A 14,557-nucleotide genomic window follows, 5' to 3' on the forward strand; every position below is an offset into this window, starting at 1 on the left:
CAATACCCCCCATCAATCCATGAAGCCCTGGAGCTTCAATTCGATGGACCGCGGGTTCTCGCCCTCGGCAATCGACAGGATGCCTTCGAGCAGCATTTCCCGGTAACGGGACTGGCGCATGGCAATGGATTTGAGCTTGCTGGCAATCGGTAGCAGCAACAGGTTGGCACTGGCCACGCCATAGATGGTGGCGACGAACGCCACAGCGATGCCGCTGCCCAATTGCGAAGGGTCGGCCAGGTTGCCCATCACATGGATCAAGCCCATCACCGCACCGATGATGCCGATGGTCGGCGCGTAGCCACCCATACTTTCAAAGACTTTGGCCGCGTTGATATCACGGCTTTCCTGGGTGTAGAAGTCCACTTCAAGGATGCTGCGGATGGCTTCCGGCTCCGCGCCGTCGACCAGCAGTTGCAGGCCTTTGCGCGCGTAGCTGTCGGGCTCGGCATCGGCCACGCCTTCAAGGCCCAGCAAGCCTTCCTTGCGCGCGGTTAGGCTCCAGTTGACCACGCGGTCGATGCCGCCGGCCAAATCCACGCGCGGCGGGAAAATGATCCACACCAGGATCTGCATCGCCCGCTTGAACGAGCTCAGGGGCGATTGCAACAGCGCCGCGCCGACGGTGCCGCCGATCACGATCAACGCTGCCGGGCCGTTGGCCAGGGCGCCAAGATGGCCGCCTTCCAGGTAGTTGCCGCCAATAATGGCGACAAACGCCAGAAGAATCCCAACCAGGCTCAACACATCCATCAGTGACAGGCCTCCACCAGGTGCTTGCCGATGTCATCCAGGCTGTAGACCGCGTCGGCCAGGTCGGCCTTGACGATGGCCATGGGCATGCCATAGATCACGCAGCTGGCTTCATCCTGGGCCCAGATCGAGCTGCCGCCCTGCTTGAGCAGGCGTGCGCCTTCGCGACCGTCGGCGCCCATGCCGGTGAGGACCACCGCCAGAACTTTGTCGCCGTAGGACTTGGCCGCCGAACCGAAGGTGATATCCACGCACGGCTTGTAGTTCAGACGCTCGTCACCCGGCAGGATTTTCACCGCGCCGCGACCGTCGACCATCATTTGCTTGCCACCTGGGGCCAGCAACGCCAGGCCCGGACGCAGAATGTCGCCGTCTTCGGCTTCCTTGACGCTGATGCGGCACAGCTTGTCCAGGCGCTCGGCAAAGGCCTTGGTGAATGCGGCGGGCATGTGCTGGATGAGCACGATGGGCGCGGGGAAGTTGGCCGGCAACTGGGTCAAGACCCGCTGCAAGGCCACCGGGCCGCCGGTGGAGGTCCCGATCGCCACCAGTTTGTAGGCCTTGCGCTTGGGCGCAGGCGACGCCGGACTCGGCGCCGCTGTACGCGCCGGGGCCACGGCAGGCCTTGCCACCGGGGCTGGGGCCGGGCGCCCGAAACTGCTGCTGGTCGGTGCCGGCGCCGCTACCGGGGCGGGAGCCACCGGCGCGCGGAAGCTGCTGCGGTTGCTGCGCGAGATGCTGTGCACCTTCTCGCAGAGCATCTGCTTGACCTTTTCCGGGTTGCGCGAGATGTCTTCGAAATTCTTCGGCAGGAAGTCCACGGCGCCAGCGTCCAGCGCGTCGAGGGTCACCCGGGCGCCTTCGTGGGTCAGCGACGAGAACATCAAGACCGGGGTCGGGCAACGCTGCATGATGTGGCGCACGGCAGTGATGCCATCCATCATCGGCATCTCGTAGTCCATGGTGATCACGTCCGGCTTCAATGCCAGGGCCTGATCAATCGCCTCTTTGCCGTTGGTGGCCGTTCCGACCACCTGGATGTTGGAATCCGCTGAAAGAATTTCCGAGACGCGGCGGCGGAAGAAACCCGAATCGTCCACCACCAGAACCTTGACTACCATAACCACTCCGTTAGGCCGGGCGAGGGACAACCGCCCTGCCCGGGCCGAATCAAATACGCCGTGCGGCGTAACGCTTGAGCATGCTCGGAACATCGAGAATCAGCGCGATCCGACCGTCACCGGTAATGGTCGCACCCGACATGCCTGGCGTTCCTTGCAGCATCTTGCCCAATGGCTTGATGACCACTTCTTCCTGGCCAACCAGTTGATCGACGACAAAGCCGATACGCTGGGTGCCCACGGACAGGATCACCACGTGGCCTTCGCGCTGCTCTTCATGAGCGGCGGACGCCACCAGCCAACGCTTGAGGTAGAACAGCGGCAGGGCCTTGTCCCGCACAATCACCACTTCCTGGCCATCGACCACATTGGTGCGCGACAGGTCGAGGTGGAAGATCTCGTTGACGTTGACCAGCGGGAAGGCGAACGCCTGGTTGCCCAGCATCACCATCAGGGTCGGCATGATCGCCAGGGTCAACGGCACCTTGATGACTATCTTCGAGCCCTGGCCCTTGGTCGAGTAGATATTGATCGAGCCGTTGAGCTGGCTGATCTTGGTCTTCACCACGTCCATGCCCACGCCACGGCCGGACACGTCGGAAATCTCGGTCTTGGTCGAGAAGCCCGGGGCAAAAATCAGGTTGTAGCACTCAGTGTCGGTGAGGCGGTCGGCGGCGTCCTTGTCCATGACGCCGCGCTTGACCGCGATACCGCGCAGGATATTGGAGTCCATGCCTTTGCCGTCATCGGTGATCGACAGCAGGATATGGTCGCCTTCCTGTTCGGCGGCCAGGATCACTTTGCCCAGGCGCGGCTTGCCGCTGGCTTCGCGCTCTTCGGGGGTTTCCACACCGTGGTCGACCGCGTTGCGCACCAAGTGGACCAGCGGGTCGGCCAGGGCCTCGACAAGGTTTTTGTCGAGGTCGGTTTCTTCGCCCACCAGTTCCAGGGCGATCTCTTTCTTCAACTGCCGGGCCAAGTCACGGACCAGGCGCGGGAAGCGCCCGAAGACCTTCTTGATCGGCTGCATGCGCGTCTTCATCACCGCGGTCTGCAGATCGGCAGTGACCACGTCGAGGTTCGACACGGCCTTTTGCATGGCTTCGTCGCCGCTGTTCAGGCCCAGGCGCACCAGGCGGTTACGCACCAGCACCAGTTCGCCGACCATGTTCATGATGTCGTCCAGGCGCGCGGTATCGACCCGCACGGTGGTTTCGGCTTCACTGGCCGGGGCTTTCTCGGCAGCTGCCGGCGCGCGGGCTGGCGCCGGGGCGGCGGCACGGGCCGGAGCCGGTGAAGCAGCCTTGGCGGCAGCGGGTGCCGGCTTGGCCACCGCTGCGGTGGCGGTCGCGGTGGCTGCGGCGCCAGGCGCTACTTCGGAGAACTTGCCCTTGCCGTGCAATTCGTCGAGCAGGGATTCAAATTCATGGTCGGTGATCAGGCCATCCGCCGCCGGTGCCGCAGCAGCAGGCGTGGCAGCGGCAGGTGCAACCGCCGCAGCGACTGCCGGCAGGGCATCGGCGGCAAACGAGCCTTTGCCGTGCAACTGATCCAGCAGTGCTTCAAATTCGTCGTCGGTAATGTCGGTGCTGGCCGCTGGCGCTGCCGGCTCCACAGGCGCCGGTGTGGCTGCCACGGCGTCCGGGGCGAACTGGCCCTTGCCGTGCAACTGGTCGAGCAATGACTCGAACTCGGCGTCGGTGATGTCTTCGCTGGTCGGCACCATGGCCGGCGCAGCCGCTGCCGGTGCTTGTGCCTCGGCCTTGACGGCATTGAGGGAGTCCAGCAGTTGTTCGAATTCGCTGTCGGTAACGTCGGGTTCAGCCACCGGCTCAGGCGCCGCCTCAACCACCGGGGCGGCAGATACAGCGGCAGGCTCTGCCAGGCGCGCCAGGGCGGCCAGCAGTTCCGGGGTGGCAGCCGTAATCGGTGCGCGTTCGCGCACTTCATTGAACATGCCGTTGACCGCGTCCAGGGCTTCGAGGATCACGTCCATCAATTCCGAATCAACGTGACGCTCACCCTTGCGCAGGATGTCGAACACGTTTTCGGCGATGTGGCAGCACTCCACCAGCTCATGGAGCTGGAGGAAGCCGGCGCCCCCTTTTACAGTGTGAAAACCGCGAAAAATTGCATTGAGCAGGTTCGCATCATCCGGTCGGCTTTCCAGCTCGACCAGTTGCTCGGACAACTGCTCTAGAATTTCGCCGGCCTCTACAAGGAAATCCTGAAGGATTTCTTCATCGGCGCCGAAGCTCATATTGCGTGCTCCTTAGAAGCCTAAACTGGACAGCAAATCGTCTACGTCATCTTGACCTGACATAACGTCTTCACGTTTATCGGCATGAATCTGCGGACCTTCACCCTTGGCGAGGTGTTTTTGTGGATCTTTTTCCGAGAGGATCGCTTCGCGGTCGTGTTCGATGCCGGCAAAACGGTCGACCTGACCGGCCATCAGCACCAGTTTGAGCAGGTTGCTTTCCACTTCGGTGACCAGCAGGGTCACGCGCTTGATCACCTGGCCGGTCAGGTCCTGGTAGTCCTGGGCCAGCAGGATGTCATTGAGGTTGCTGGAAACCGTGCGGTTTTCCTGCTCGCTGCGTGCCAGGAAACCCTCGACCCGGCGCGCCAGCTCGCGAAATTCTTCAGCACCCACTTCGCGCCGCATGAAGCGACCCCAATCAGCGCTCAACGCCTTGGCCTCATTGGCCATGCCGTTCACCAGGGGCGTGGCGTTTTCCACCAGGTCCATGGTGCGATTGGCTGCCGCCTCAGTCAGCCTGACCACATAGGACAGGCGTTCGGTGGCATCGGTGATCTGCGAGATTTCCTCGGCCTGGGGCATGTGCGGGTCGATCTGGAAATTGACGATCGCACTGTGCAACTCACGGGTGAGCTTGCCCACTTCCTGATACAGGCCGCGGTCGCGGGTCTGGTTGAGCTCATGGATCAACTGCACTGCGTCGCCGAACTGGCCTTTTTCCAGGCTTTCGACGAGTTGGTGAGCATGTTTTTTCAGGGTCGACTCAAAGTCGGCCTGCGATGATTCTTTATGCTCCATAGCTCCCCCGTGGCAGCATCAATGACCGATGCGTTCGAAGATTTTTTCAATCTTCTCTTTCAAGGCCAGTGCAGTGAATGGCTTGACCACGTAGCCGTTGACCCCGGCCTGGGCGGCTTCGATGATCTGTTCACGCTTGGCTTCAGCGGTCACCATCAGCACAGGCAGGCTGCGCAGCTTTTCATCAGCGCGCACGTGGCGCAGCAGATCGATACCGGTCATGCCAGGCATGTTCCAGTCGGTTACCAGAAAGTCGATGCTCCCGCTGTTGAGGATCGGAATCGCCGTAATGCCGTCATCCGCCTCGACCGTGTTAGTGAACCCAAGGTCACGCAACAGGTTTTTTATGATCCGCCGCATCGTTGAGAAGTCATCAACGATGAGGATTTTCATGTTCTTGTCCAATTCGACCTCCAAGCAGTCTTAAACGCGTCCAGCACCTGGGCGCGCCATATCATTCAACAGGCATTACACAAAAAGGACTGCTGGGGCACATCACGGGCCGCTCCCGCCGGGCTTGCGCCGTGGCGGTTATCGTTCGCACTGTCCCCACACTGCCTGTCAGCGCGCTCGCCACTCTCCCAAACGCCCCCGCAAGCGGGCCGCGCATTGGCTATGTAGCTGGCTGACCCGCGATTCGCTGACCCCCAGGACCTCACCGATTTCCTTGAGGTTCAGCTCTTCGTCGTAGTACAGCGCCAACACCAGCCGCTCACGTTCCGGCAGATTGGCAATCGCCTCTGCCAGGGCGCCCTGGAAGCGTTCATCTTCCAGGTCGCGTGAAGGCTCCTGGTGAGCGCTCGCGCCATCCTCGTGCAGCCCTTCATGTTCGCCGTCCTGCAGCAGGTCGTCGAAACTGAACAGGCGGCTGCCCAAGGTATCGTTCAAAATCCCGTAGTAATCGTCGAGACTCAATTGGAGTTCGGCCGCAACTTCGTGATCTTTAGCGTCGCGACCGGTTTTTGCTTCAATTGAGCGAATTGCGTCACTCACCATCCGGGTATTGCGGTGGACCGAACGCGGCGCCCAATCACCTTTACGCACTTCATCGAGCATCGCGCCACGGATACGGATACCCGCATACGTCTCGAAACTCGCACCCTTGCTCGCGTCGTACTTGGTCGACACTTCGAGCAGGCCGATCATCCCCGCCTGGATCAGGTCTTCGACCTGGACACTGGCGGGCAGGCGTGCCAGCAGGTGGTAGGCAATGCGCTTGACCAGGGGCGCATAGCGCTCGATCAATTCGCCCTGGCTGTCACGCGCTGATTTTTTGTAAAGGTTGTAGCCGCTGGCTGTCATAGCACCGGTCCCGCACTCGTCTGATGCACCAATCGCTCGACGAAAAACTCCAGATGCCCCCGGGGATTGGCGGGCAGTGGCCAGGTATCGACCTTCTGAGCAATTGCCTTGAACGCCAACGCGCATTTCGAACGAGGGAACGCTTCATAGACTGCACGCTGCTTTTGCACAGCCTTGCGCACACACTCGTCATAGGGAACTGCGCCGACGTATTGTAAGGCGACATCGAGGAAGCGATCCGTGACCTTGGTCAACTTGGCGAACAGGTTGCGCCCTTCTTGCGGGCTCTGGGCCATGTTGGCCAGAACGCGGAAGCGGTTCATGCCGTAGTCGCGATTGAGCAGTTTGATCAGGGCGTAGGCGTCGGTGATCGAGGTGGGTTCGTCGCAGACCACCAGCAATACTTCTTGCGCGGCGCGCACGAAGCTGACCACGGACTCGCCGATCCCGGCGGCAGTGTCGATCACCAGCACGTCGAGGTTGTCGCCGATATCACTGAAGGCCTGGATAAGGCCGGCGTGCTGCGCCGGGCTCAGATGTACCATGCTCTGGGTGCCGGAGGCGGCCGGGACGATACGAATCCCCCCAGGCCCCTGCAACAGCACGTCGCGCAGCTCACAGCGGCCTTCAATGACATCGGCCAGGGTATGTTTGGGCGTCAGTCCCAGCAGAACGTCAACGTTCGCGAGGCCCAGGTCGGCATCCAGCAGCATGACGCGGCGGCCAAGCTCTGCCAGGGCCAGGGACAAATTCACTGACACGTTAGTTTTCCCGACGCCACCTTTGCCGCCGGTCACCGCGATCACCTGTACGGGATGCATGCTGCCCATGTTCTTTCTTTACCTTGTCTTGCTTAGCCGCAGGCTACATAGGGTGGCCGCGGTAGCAGACCATCGATGTAGGTACATTGCACTGTGTTGCATGTTGCCGTTCAGCCGACCCGCTTGGCTGGGTTGTGATAGAGGTCGGCGAACATATCCGCCATCGCCTCTTCACTGGGTTCGTCCTGCATTTGCACACTGACCGCGCGGCTGACCAACTGATGACGGCGCGGCAGATGCAAGTCATCCGGGATCCGCGGCCCGTCGGTCAGGTAGGCGACCGGTAATTCATGGCTGATGGCAAGGCTCAACACTTCGCCCAGGCTTGCGGTTTCATCCAGCTTAGTCAGGATGCAACCGGCCAGCCCACAACGTTTGTAGCTGTGGTACGCAGCAGTCAGAACCTGTTTCTGGCTGGTTGTTGCAAGTACCAGGTAATTTTTCGACTTGATCCCGCGCCCGGCCAGGCTTTCCAGTTGCATGCGCAACGCCGGGTCGCTGGCTTGCAGGCCGGCGGTATCGATCAGCACCACGCGCTTGCGCAGCAGCGGGTCGAGGGCGTTGGCCAGGGACTGGCCCGGGTCGACGTGGGTCACCGGCACATTGAGGATCCGGCCCAGGGTCTTGAGCTGTTCCTGGGCACCGATGCGGTAGCTGTCCATGCTCACCAGCGCAATGTTATGGGCGCCGTACTTGAGGACATAACGGGCGGCCAGCTTGGCCAGGGTGGTGGTCTTGCCCATGCCGGCAGGGCCGACCATGGCAATCACGCCACCTTCTTCAAGGGGTTCGATTTCCGGGGTCTGGATCATCCGCGCCAGGTGCGCCAGCAACATGCGCCAGGCCTGGCGAGGCTCTTCTATGCCGGTGGTCAGTTCCAGCAAGTCGCGCGACAACGGGCCGGACAGGCCGATGCGTTGCAGGCGGCGCCAGAGGTTGGCCTGTTGCGGCTTGCTGCCTTGCAACTGGTTCCAGGCCAGCGAGCCCAACTGCACTTCCAACAGTTCACGCAGGCCATTGAGTTCAAAACGCATCGAGTCGAACACGCGCTGGTCGACCGCAGCGGCCGGTGCTGGCGCGGCGGGACGTGGCGGCTCGACAAAAGTCGGTTCGACGAGTGGCTCGGCCGCCGTCAGCGGCAGGCCGGCAAACAATTGGCGATTGGTGGTCGCATCGCTGTCGCCACGCATGCTCAGCTCGGCCTGGGCCGAGACAATACGCGAGGCGGTCTTGCGCAACTCGTCTTCGAGTTCCATGTTCGGCACGCGCGGCGCCAAGGCCTGGGGTTTGTAATCCAGGGCAGCCGTCAGCTCGACACCGCCGGCAATGCGACGGTTACCGATAATAGCCGCGTCGGCGCCCAGTTCATCACGAACCAGCTTCATGGCCTGACGCATATCGGCGGCGAAAAAACGCTTTACTTGCATAACCCACTACCTCAGCCGTTGGGCCCTACTGTCGCGACGATAGTCACTTGCTTATTGTCAGGAATTTCCTGGTAAGCCAAAACGTGCAAATTCGGTACTGCCAGGCGTCCAAACCGCGACAACATCGCCCGGACGGGGCCTGCCACCAGCAGAATCACCGGTTGGCCCTGCATTTCCTGGCGCTGTGCGGCGTCAATCAACGAACGCTGCAGCTTTTCAGCCATGCTTGGCTCCAGCAGGACGCCCTCTTCCTGGCCCTGCCCTGCCTTCTGGATACTATTGAGCAATATTTGTTCCAACCTTGGTTCCAAGGTGATCACAGGCAGCTCAGAGTCAAGCCCTACAATGCTTTGGACGATGGCGCGCGACAAACCGACGCGCACCGCAGCCACCAGCGCGGCAGTATCTTGACTCTTGGCGGCATTGTTGGCGATAGCCTCGGCAATGCTGCGAATGTCCCGCACCGGTACCTGTTCGGCCAAAAGCGCTTGCAGCACCTTGAGCAGTTGCGACAGCGACAACACCCCCGGCACCAGCTCTTCGGCCAGCTTTGGCGAGGCCTTGGCCAGCAATTGCATGAGTTGCTGGACTTCTTCGTGGCCAATCAACTCGTGGGAGTGCTTGTACAGAATCTGGTTGAGGTGGGTCGCCACCACCGTGCTGGCATCGACCACGGTGTAGCCCAGGGACTGCGCCTGGCTGCGCTGGCTGACTTCGATCCACACCGCGTCCAGGCCAAAAGCCGGATCTTTGGCGGTTATGCCGCTGAGGGTGCCGAAGACCTGGCCGGGGTTGATCGCCAGTTCGCGGTCGGGGTAGATCTCGGCTTCGGCCAGGGTCACGCCCATCAGCGTCAGGCGGTAGGCACTGGGGGCCAGGTCGAGGTTGTCGCGGATATGTACGGTGGGCATCAAAAAGCCCAGATCCTGGGACAGCTTCTTGCGCACGCCCTTGATCCGCGCCAGCAACTGGCCGCCCTGGTTGCGGTCCACCAGGGGGATCAGGCGGTAGCCGACTTCCAGGCCGATCATGTCGATGGGGGTCACGTCATCCCAGCCCAACTCCTTGGTTTCCTGGGCGCGGGCCGGCGACGGCAGCAGGTCTTGCTGGCGCTCCACCTCTTTCAAGGCCTGGACCTTGATGGTGTTCTGCTTTTTCCAGAACAGGTACGCCCCGCCGGCGGCCAGCGCGGCCATGGTCAAGAACGAGAAATGCGGCATGCCCGGCACAATGCCCATGATCGCCATGATGCCGGCCGCCACGGCCAGGGCCTTGGGTGAGGCGAACATCTGGCGGTTGATCTGCTTGCCCATGTCTTCGGAGCCGGACGCACGGGTGACCATGATCGCCGCAGCTGTCGATAACAACAGTGATGGCAATTGCGCCACCAAACCGTCACCAATGGTCAACAGGGCGTAAACCTTGCCTGCATCGCCAAAGGTCATGCCGTGCTGGAAGATACCGACCGCCATGCCGCCGATCAGGTTGATAAACAGGATCAGCAGGCCGGCAATGGCGTCGCCGCGCACGAACTTGCTGGCACCGTCCATGGAGCCATAGAACTCGGCTTCCTGGGCCACTTCCGAGCGGCGGGCCTTGGCCTGGTTCTGGTCGATCAGGCCGGCGTTGAGGTCGGCGTCGATCGCCATTTGCTTGCCGGGCATGGCGTCGAGGGTAAAACGCGCGCTGACCTCGGAAATCCGCCCGGCGCCCTTGGTCACCACCACGAAGTTGATGATCATCAGGATCGCAAACACCACGATACCGACCACGTAGTTACCGCCGATCACCACCTCGCCGAAGGCCTGGATCACCTTGCCGGCGGCGGCGTGGCCGTCCTGGCCGTGCAGCATCACCACCCGCGTGGAGGCCACGTTAAGGGCCAGGCGCAGCAGCGTGGCAACCAGCAAAATGGTGGGGAAGACCGCAAAATCCAAAGGCCGCAGCGCGTACACGCAGACCAGCAGCACGACGATAGACAGGGCAATGTTGAAGGTGAAGAACACGTCCAGCAGGAACGGCGGCATCGGCAACATCATCATTGCCAGCATGACCAACAGCAACAACGGCACACCCAGATTGCCTCGCGAGAGGTCCGTCAGAGTGCCACGGGCTGTGTTGAACATATTAGAGCGATCCACCGGTATTCCTCGTCACCTTGAAGCAAACTTTTGACGCCGAGAGGCGTCCTGAAGGCGGTATTGCAAGAAGCCTTCCAACTTTTGCTTCAGGGACGAGATAGTTCCCACGCAGGAGCGTGGGAACGATCATCAGAGTGGACGCACGTTTGATGCCTGCTTGCCTTTCGGACCCTCTACAACTTCATATTCCACCTTCTGGCCCTCCGCCAGCGACTTGAAGCCGTTGCTTTGAATGCTCGAGAAGTGCACAAACAGGTCCTCTCCTCCGGCGTCTTGCGTGATGAATCCAAAGCCCTTTGAATCGGTAAACCACTTCACCGTACCCGTTGCCATTGCCCTTCTCCCAAATCAGTGCCTGTTCCCGGTCTATCAAAGCGCGCTGCACGGGGGCTGACTACTGTCAAAGTTGACAGGTCGGAAGGGAGTTGGACGAACGGTAAGCACCTGTTCCGACGCCATCGCGGGCCAGCCCGGCTCCCACATTGGAATGCGATCAAATGTGGGAGCCGGGCTGGCCCGCGATGACGTCGAAAGAGGCAGCAGAAGACTCAAGAATCGCGCCGCAAATCCGGCGGAATCGGCAAGTCCTTGAGCGGATCCGGGCGTTTGCCCTTGCCCGCGCGGTATTGGCGAATCTGGTAGACATAGGCCAGCACCTGGGCCACCGCCAGGTACAACCCGGCCGGGATCTCGTGATCGAGATCGGTGGAATAGAAGATCGAACGCGCCAGCGCCGGCGATTCCAACAGCAGGATGTCGTTGGCCTGGGCGATTTCGCGGATTTTCAAGGCAGTGAAGTCGCTACCCTTGGCCAGCAACAGCGGCGCGCCGCCCTTCTCGGCGTCGTATTTGAGCGCCACGGCGTAGTGGGTCGGGTTGGTGATGACCACATCGGCATCCGGCACCGAAGCCATCATCTTGCGCTGGGACATGTCGCGTTGCAGTTGGCGGATACGCTGCTTCACTTCCGGCCGACCTTCCTGGTCCTTGTGCTCGTCGCGCACTTCCTGCTTGGTCATCAGCAGTTTCTTGTGGCTTTCCCACAGCTGGATCGGCGCATCCACTGCGGCAATCAGGATCAGGCCGCAGGCCATCCACAATGCGCTCCAGCCCACCAACTGCACGCTGTGGATGATCGCCAGCTCCAGCGGTTCATGGGCGATGCGCAGCAAGTCGTCGATATCTGACTTCAACACCACCAGCGCCACGAACAGGATGATAAAAAATTTCGCCAGGGCCTTGAGCAGCTCTACCACAGCCTTGGCGGAGAACATGCGCTTGATCCCCGCACCGGGGTTCATCCGACTGAATTTAGGCGCCAGGCTGCCGGCCGCAAACAGCCAGCCACCCAGGGAAATCGGCCCGATGATCGCCGCCAGGAGCAAGGTGATCAGCACCGGCTGCGCGGCCAGGATCGCGATCTTCCCCGAGTGCAGCAGGTAGATGCCCATGGCGCGCGGGTCCAGCAGCACATCCCGGGGCAGGGAGAAGTTGTGCTTCATGATCTCCATCAAGTCCTGGGCCAGGCCGCCGCCGTAGATCAGCAGGCCACCGGCACCGGCGAGCATCACCGCCAGGGTGTTGAGCTCTTTGGAGCGGGCAATCTCGCCCTTTTCCCGGGAGTCCTTTTTACGTTTCTCCGTGGGGTCTTCTGTCTTGTCCTGACCACTCTCGCTTTCGGCCATGGCTTAGCGCGCCCGTGCCAGATCACGTAAGAACTGCAAGGCGTCACTGGCCAGCGGTTGATACTGATTGAGAATGTCGGCCAGGCCGACCCAGAAAATCCCCAGGCCCAACACCAGGGTCAGCGGGAAACCAATGGCGAAGATATTCAACTGCGGCGCGGCGCGGGTCATCACGCCGAAGGCAATGTTGACCACCAGCAGCGCGGTGATCGCCGGCAGTACCAGCAGCAACGCCGCGCCCAGCACCCAACTGAGGCGGCCGACCACTTCCCAGAAGTGATTGACGATCAGCCCCTCGCCCACCGGCAAGGTGGTGAAGCTCTCGGTGAGGATCTCAAACGCCACCAGATGGCCGTTCATGGCCAAAAACAGCAAGGTCACCAGCATGGTCAGGAACTGCCCGATCACCGCCACCGACACGCCGTTGGTGGGGTCGACCATGGACGCGAAGCCCATGCCCATCTGGATCGAGACGATTTGCCCGGCAATCACGAAGGCCTGGAAGAACAGGGTCAGGGAGAAGCCCATCAAGGCACCGATCAGGATCTGCTCGGCAATCAGCAGCAGCGCACTGAGGTCCAGGGCGTTGACCGGCGGCATCGCCGGCAGCGTCGGCACGATGACCACGGTAATCGCCACCGTGAAAAACAGGCGTACGCGCTTGGGCACCAGGGTCGTGCCGATCACCGGCATGGTCATCAGCAACGCGCCCACACGAAACAGCGGCAGGATGAACGCGGCCACCCAGGTGCTGATCTGGGTGTCGGTCAATGCCAGCAAGGACTGCATCAGGTCAGCCGATCAACTGCGGAATACTGCCGTACAGCTGCAGGATGTATTCCATGAAGGTCTGCACCAGCCAGGGGCCGGCCACGATCAGCGTGACCAGCATGACCAGCAAGCGCGGGAGGAAGCTCAGGGTCTGTTCGTTGATCTGCGTGGCAGCCTGGAACATCGCCACCAGCAAACCGACCAACAGGCTGGGCACCACCAGCACGGCGACCATCAGGGTGGTCAGCCACAATGCTTCACGAAACAGGTCGACGGCGACTTCCGGGGTCATGGCGCTATACCCCTCCGAAACTGCCGGCCAGGGTGCCGATAATCAGCGCCCAACCGTCCACCAGGACAAACAGCATGATCTTGAACGGCAACGAAATGATCAGCGGCGACAGCATCATCATACCCATGGCCATCAGCACACTGGCCACCACCAGGTCGATGATCAGGAACGGGATAAAGATCATGAACCCGATCTGGAACGCGGTCTTGAGCTCCGAGGTGACGAACGCCGGCACCAGGATCGTCAGCGGCGCCTGGTCCGGGCTGGCGATATCGGTGCGCTTGGACAGGCGTACAAACAGTTCCAGGTCACTGGAACGGGTCTGCGACAGCATAAAATCCTTGATCGGGCCCTGGGCCTTTTCCACCGCATCCTGGGCGGTCATTTTCTCCGCCAGGTAGGGTTGCAGGGCTTGCTGGTTCACCTTGTCGAACACCGGCGCCATGATAAACAGCGTCAGAAACAGCGCCATGCCGGTAAGGATCTGGTTCGACGGGGTCTGCTGCAGGCCCAGGGCCTGGCGCAGAATCGAGAACACGATAATGATCCGGGTGAAGCTGGTCATCAGCATGACGAACGCCGGGATAAAGCTCAGCGCGGTCATGATCAGCAGGATCTGCAGACTGACCGAATACTCCTGGGCCCCGGCCGCGTTAGTGCCCAGGGTGATCGCCGGGATCGACAACGGGTCGGCACCGAACGCCAGGGGCGCGGCCAGCAACAGCATGAGCGCCAATAGAACGCGCATTACTTCTTATCCTTCTGGTCCTTGCCCATCAGCTCCATCAGGCGCTGGGCGAACTCCGGTGTGGCGGCCTCGGTCTGGGCCACGCTCACCGGATGCTTGAGCACGTGCAACGGGGTAATCCGGCCAGGGGTGAGGCCGAGCAGGATCTGTTCCTCGCCCACCTGCACCAGCACCAGGCGATCACGCGGCCCCAGGGCCCGCGACCCCACCAGCTCAATGACCTGGGCATGGCCCGGGCCAATGCGCTGTACCCGGCGCAACAACCAGGCGAGGGCAAAGATCAACCCCACCACCAGCAACAGGCCGAGCACCAACTGAGTCAGTTGCCCAGTTACGCTGCCGCCGCCGGCCGGCGCGGCGACCTGAGCCACCGGTTCAGCCGCGAAGACGCCCAGCGGCAGCGCCCACAACAGTCCCAGCAAGCGGCGACTCATC

At 61.6% G+C, this 14,557-nt stretch carries 15 protein-coding genes; all 15 read right to left on the reverse strand.

Annotation, left to right across the window (positions count from 1 at the left end; translation table 11 throughout):
- Nucleotides 1-12 precede the first annotated feature (12 nt).
- Nucleotides 13-753, reverse strand: coding sequence for a flagellar motor protein (locus tag HBO05_RS13215; RefSeq protein WP_029292570.1), 741 nt, complete (start codon nt 751-753; stop codon nt 13-15).
- Complete coding sequence (locus HBO05_RS13220; RefSeq protein WP_169955948.1) at nt 753-1,874, reverse strand: chemotaxis response regulator protein-glutamate methylesterase; 1,122 nt, start codon at nt 1,872-1,874, stop codon at nt 753-755. The genes HBO05_RS13215 and HBO05_RS13220 overlap by 1 nt, the downstream gene beginning before the upstream one ends.
- Before the next feature lie 49 nt (nt 1,875-1,923).
- Nucleotides 1,924-4,134: a chemotaxis protein CheA gene (locus tag HBO05_RS13225; protein WP_172312851.1), complete on the reverse strand. Its 2,211-nt coding sequence runs from the start codon at nt 4,132-4,134 to the stop codon at nt 1,924-1,926.
- 12 nt (nt 4,135-4,146) lie between these two features.
- On the reverse strand, nt 4,147-4,935 hold the full coding sequence (locus tag HBO05_RS13230; RefSeq protein ID WP_172312853.1) for a protein phosphatase CheZ: 789 nt from the start codon (nt 4,933-4,935) through the stop codon (nt 4,147-4,149).
- An 18-nt stretch (nt 4,936-4,953) separates the two neighbouring features.
- A complete protein-coding gene (locus tag HBO05_RS13235) occupies nt 4,954-5,328 on the reverse strand; it encodes a chemotaxis response regulator CheY (RefSeq protein ID WP_005790040.1) in 375 nt (124 codons plus the stop codon).
- A 168-nt stretch (nt 5,329-5,496) separates the two neighbouring features.
- On the reverse strand, nt 5,497-6,237 hold the full coding sequence (gene fliA, locus HBO05_RS13240; protein WP_029292560.1) for an RNA polymerase sigma factor FliA: 741 nt from the start codon (nt 6,235-6,237) through the stop codon (nt 5,497-5,499).
- Complete coding sequence (gene fleN / locus HBO05_RS13245) at nt 6,234-7,067, reverse strand: flagellar synthesis regulator FleN (RefSeq protein ID WP_003192912.1); 834 nt, start codon at nt 7,065-7,067, stop codon at nt 6,234-6,236. Before fleN ends, fliA begins: the two co-directional genes overlap by 4 nt.
- Before the next feature lie 101 nt (nt 7,068-7,168).
- Complete coding sequence (gene flhF / locus HBO05_RS13250; RefSeq protein WP_029292553.1) at nt 7,169-8,485, reverse strand: flagellar biosynthesis protein FlhF; 1,317 nt, start codon at nt 8,483-8,485, stop codon at nt 7,169-7,171.
- A gap of 11 nt (nt 8,486-8,496) precedes the next feature.
- Nucleotides 8,497-10,611, reverse strand: a complete 2,115-nt coding sequence (gene flhA / locus HBO05_RS13255; RefSeq protein WP_169955943.1) for a flagellar biosynthesis protein FlhA — start codon at nt 10,609-10,611, stop codon at nt 8,497-8,499.
- Between the two features lie 144 nt (nt 10,612-10,755).
- Nucleotides 10,756-10,959 carry a cold-shock protein gene (locus tag HBO05_RS13260; RefSeq protein ID WP_169955942.1) on the reverse strand — a complete coding sequence of 68 codons (204 nt, stop codon included), beginning with the start codon at nt 10,957-10,959 and terminating at the stop codon, nt 10,756-10,758.
- A 215-nt stretch (nt 10,960-11,174) separates the two neighbouring features.
- A complete protein-coding gene (gene flhB / locus HBO05_RS13265) occupies nt 11,175-12,311 on the reverse strand; it encodes a flagellar biosynthesis protein FlhB (RefSeq protein ID WP_169955940.1) in 1,137 nt (378 codons plus the stop codon).
- Nucleotides 12,312-12,314: 3 nt separating this feature from the next.
- Nucleotides 12,315-13,100 (reverse strand): flagellar biosynthetic protein FliR, encoded by a 786-nt coding sequence (fliR, locus tag HBO05_RS13270; protein WP_029292545.1) that lies wholly within the window; start codon nt 13,098-13,100, stop codon nt 12,315-12,317.
- Between the two features lie 4 nt (nt 13,101-13,104).
- Entirely contained in the window at nt 13,105-13,374 is a 270-nt protein-coding gene (fliQ, locus tag HBO05_RS13275; protein ID WP_003192936.1) for a flagellar biosynthesis protein FliQ, read from the reverse strand.
- A gap of 4 nt (nt 13,375-13,378) precedes the next feature.
- Nucleotides 13,379-14,122, reverse strand: coding sequence for a flagellar type III secretion system pore protein FliP (fliP, locus tag HBO05_RS13280; RefSeq protein ID WP_057438812.1), 744 nt, complete (start codon nt 14,120-14,122; stop codon nt 13,379-13,381).
- Entirely contained in the window at nt 14,122-14,556 is a 435-nt protein-coding gene (gene fliO, locus HBO05_RS13285; protein WP_169955938.1) for a flagellar biosynthetic protein FliO, read from the reverse strand. Before fliO ends, fliP begins: the two co-directional genes overlap by 1 nt.
- Nucleotide 14,557: the final 1 nt, after the last annotated feature.

This window comes from Pseudomonas sp. WS 5079 (genome assembly GCF_012985465.1).
Lineage (GTDB): Bacteria > Pseudomonadota > Gammaproteobacteria > Pseudomonadales > Pseudomonadaceae > Aquipseudomonas.

What these genes read in the sequence shown, in the direction of transcription:
- HBO05_RS13215 (WP_029292570.1), bottom strand. Translation starts at nt 753, where the DNA reads ATGGATGTGTTGAGCCTGGTTGGGATTCTTCTGGCGTTTGTCGCCATT.
- HBO05_RS13220 (WP_169955948.1), bottom strand. Translation starts at nt 1,874, where the DNA reads ATGGTAGTCAAGGTTCTGGTGGTGGACGATTCGGGTTTCTTCCGCCGC.
- HBO05_RS13225 (WP_172312851.1), bottom strand. Translation starts at nt 4,134, where the DNA reads ATGAGCTTCGGCGCCGATGAAGAAATCCTTCAGGATTTCCTTGTAGAG.
- HBO05_RS13230 (WP_172312853.1), bottom strand. Translation starts at nt 4,935, where the DNA reads ATGGAGCATAAAGAATCATCGCAGGCCGACTTTGAGTCGACCCTGAAA.
- HBO05_RS13235 (WP_005790040.1), bottom strand. Translation starts at nt 5,328, where the DNA reads ATGAAAATCCTCATCGTTGATGACTTCTCAACGATGCGGCGGATCATA.
- fliA (WP_029292560.1), bottom strand. Translation starts at nt 6,237, where the DNA reads ATGACAGCCAGCGGCTACAACCTTTACAAAAAATCAGCGCGTGACAGC.
- fleN (WP_003192912.1), bottom strand. Translation starts at nt 7,067, where the DNA reads ATGGGCAGCATGCATCCCGTACAGGTGATCGCGGTGACCGGCGGCAAA.
- flhF (WP_029292553.1), bottom strand. Translation starts at nt 8,485, where the DNA reads ATGCAAGTAAAGCGTTTTTTCGCCGCCGATATGCGTCAGGCCATGAAG.
- flhA (WP_169955943.1), bottom strand. Translation starts at nt 10,611, where the DNA reads ATGTTCAACACAGCCCGTGGCACTCTGACGGACCTCTCGCGAGGCAAT.
- HBO05_RS13260 (WP_169955942.1), bottom strand. Translation starts at nt 10,959, where the DNA reads ATGGCAACGGGTACGGTGAAGTGGTTTACCGATTCAAAGGGCTTTGGA.
- flhB (WP_169955940.1), bottom strand. Translation starts at nt 12,311, where the DNA reads ATGGCCGAAAGCGAGAGTGGTCAGGACAAGACAGAAGACCCCACGGAG.
- fliR (WP_029292545.1), bottom strand. Translation starts at nt 13,100, where the DNA reads ATGCAGTCCTTGCTGGCATTGACCGACACCCAGATCAGCACCTGGGTG.
- fliQ (WP_003192936.1), bottom strand. Translation starts at nt 13,374, where the DNA reads ATGACCCCGGAAGTCGCCGTCGACCTGTTTCGTGAAGCATTGTGGCTG.
- fliP (WP_057438812.1), bottom strand. Translation starts at nt 14,122, where the DNA reads ATGCGCGTTCTATTGGCGCTCATGCTGTTGCTGGCCGCGCCCCTGGCG.
- fliO (WP_169955938.1), bottom strand. Translation starts at nt 14,556, where the DNA reads ATGAGTCGCCGCTTGCTGGGACTGTTGTGGGCGCTGCCGCTGGGCGTC.